The organism is Salinicola salarius (genome assembly GCF_002179555.1).
In the GTDB taxonomy this organism is placed as follows: domain Bacteria; phylum Pseudomonadota; class Gammaproteobacteria; order Pseudomonadales; family Halomonadaceae; genus Salinicola; species Salinicola salarius_A.
Genome location: NZ_NHOU01000094.1, coordinates 1 through 1,930 on the forward strand (window position 1 = coordinate 1; position 1,930 = coordinate 1,930).

The 1,930-nt window shown below is 44.5% G+C and carries 3 protein-coding genes; all 3 read right to left on the reverse strand.

Annotated elements, in window-relative coordinates; translation table 11 throughout:
- Positions 1 to 2: 2 nt before the first annotated feature.
- A complete protein-coding gene (locus CCD76_RS20715; protein WP_087721093.1) occupies positions 3 to 272 on the reverse strand; it encodes an aldehyde dehydrogenase family protein in 270 nt (89 codons plus the stop codon).
- A 127-nt stretch (positions 273 to 399) separates the two neighbouring features.
- A complete protein-coding gene (locus tag CCD76_RS19220; protein WP_087721094.1) occupies positions 400 to 1,242 on the reverse strand; it encodes an alpha/beta fold hydrolase in 843 nt (280 codons plus the stop codon).
- Positions 1,243 to 1,276: 34 nt separating this feature from the next.
- Positions 1,277 to 1,684, reverse strand: a complete 408-nt coding sequence (locus tag CCD76_RS19225) for a hypothetical protein (RefSeq protein ID WP_087721095.1) — start codon at positions 1,682 to 1,684, stop codon at positions 1,277 to 1,279.
- Positions 1,685 to 1,930 lie beyond the last annotated feature (246 nt).

The following is a 1,930-nucleotide window of genomic DNA, read 5'->3' on the forward strand; positions in this document are numbered from 1 at the left end:
AATCAGCACCCTCGTGAATGAGGCGGGGTGAAGGGTTTCCCCTGCTCTGTAGTAAGGATTGTCGCCAGGTCATGCTGATTCTCCAGCATGAGTTCTCCCCAGCGGCGCACGATCTTGCTTCGTTCTTTTGCCGTCTTTCGACGCCAAGACCTGAAGGCCGTCTGGGCGCCCTCTATTGCAGACTGAGTCTCGTCTCTTCCAGCTTTAGAAACGTTTGCAATGGTGGAGCCACTGGCTGGATTGGTGACGGGGTATGTTTCATCGCCATACATCTATTTCCCGTTAGTTAATGAATAAGCCCGTCTGTAGGAGCGACATATTATTCAATTTCATAACCTTTTCTATAGAAGCTGCTAATAGGTCCGGGGTCTGCAAGACACCCCGGACCTTGTTTCTAGATCATCCCGCTATCAAAGAAAGAGCTTGTTGAAGATAACCCTTGAAAACAGGATAGTTTTCGCTCATTGGAAAATGGCCAATTTCCTTCATCTCGATGAACTTTGCTCCTTTTATTTGCTCAGCGGTACGACGCCCATCTTCAGGTGTGGTTAGGTAATCATATTCCCCTGTCAACATAATCAAAGGGCACTGAGATGTATCAATCTCAGAAAGTTTATCTCTGAGGTCATGGTCTACAGAGTAAAAATGAAGGTCTCCTTTAAATGCTTCAGAACCCTGCGTGTAGTAGAACCATGTTTTCCAAATATCTTTCTCTGGAGATTGCGGAGCCATAAGATCCCATACCCCGCTTCCACATACTTGCGCGGCGTTAGCATGAGGATGATGCCACCAATCCAAGTAAAAGCCAGGTGCGTAATCAGCTCCTTCAACAGGGATAATAGCCTCAAACCTTGAGGGGAAGCGATGAGCAAGCTGGAGCGCAACATTCCCCCCGAAAGAGCAACCCATGAATATAGGTTTCTCTAATTCTAGAGCATCGCAGAATGCGACAATAAAATTAGAGAAGTGGTCAGCAGTCAACTTGTACTCTTCTTTCCACCATTCTGTATTTTCGGGAGGGTCCGACTTCCCATGTCTGGGAAGGTCGTAAGCAATCACCTTATAATTTGATGTTATGCTTTCGTCCTCCAGAAGGTCACGCCACTGGTGGTTATGGCAACCTGCTGTATGCTGGCAGACCAGAGGCTTCCCTTGGCCACTCTCCAGATAGAAAACCTTATAGTCCAAGCCATCAACACTAACTTTTACATAGCGACCGGTAACGGAATAATCATTGTTCATGAAAAACCTCCTTTTCCTTTTTCTTATACTAGATTCAAACTGGGGTGCCTGTGGTTCTAAGCAAAATCACTTGGCGAGTAAAGCACCGCAGATTTTGCATAAGAACTAAAACATCGCCTTCTATCTTCATATCGCGTCGAAAAGTAGCAGACCAAATACCATGATACATAGGCTTAGGAACAGGCTTTCCAAACTCCCCCCAAGTTTCAGCACTGGCTCGGATTGCAAACTGATATCTAACATCTAGAGGGCCGGGGTCTACCGTTATATCTACAACCTTTCCTTTATGAACCTCTACGACAAACTGATGCTGTTCCATGTCAAGAAGATATGAGCATGTGAAATGCTTACCATGCGCCTCAATCTCTGGATCACTGTTTGAAGCCTTAGAAAAGGTTTTCACCCAGTTTTCGCAATTAACACCCTTATTTTCTGGCGTCATCTCTTTCTCCTGAGGTTATTCTTGTGACACTTACACTAATATTAGTTTCCGCCCCATAGATTAAATTCTCTCTATGGCTATCATGCCAAGCCTAAAGATACTAGGCTTGTGTTAAGAAAATAGCTGAACGGAAGCATGTTTATAAATTTAAAGTGACTATGATTTATAGAAAAAAGCTATTATTGTTTTGCCAGCTCCCAGAGTTCGGGCATTTCTTACGCTTTGTCTGAAAAATGATGTCTTGCT

Excerpts from the sequence above, each read along its gene's own strand:
- CCD76_RS20715 (WP_087721093.1), bottom strand. The coding sequence starts at position 272 with ATGTATGGCGATGAAACATACCCCGTCACCAATCCAGCCAGTGGCTCC.
- CCD76_RS19220 (WP_087721094.1), bottom strand. The coding sequence starts at position 1,242 with ATGAACAATGATTATTCCGTTACCGGTCGCTATGTAAAAGTTAGTGTT.
- CCD76_RS19225 (WP_087721095.1), bottom strand. The coding sequence starts at position 1,684 with ATGACGCCAGAAAATAAGGGTGTTAATTGCGAAAACTGGGTGAAAACC.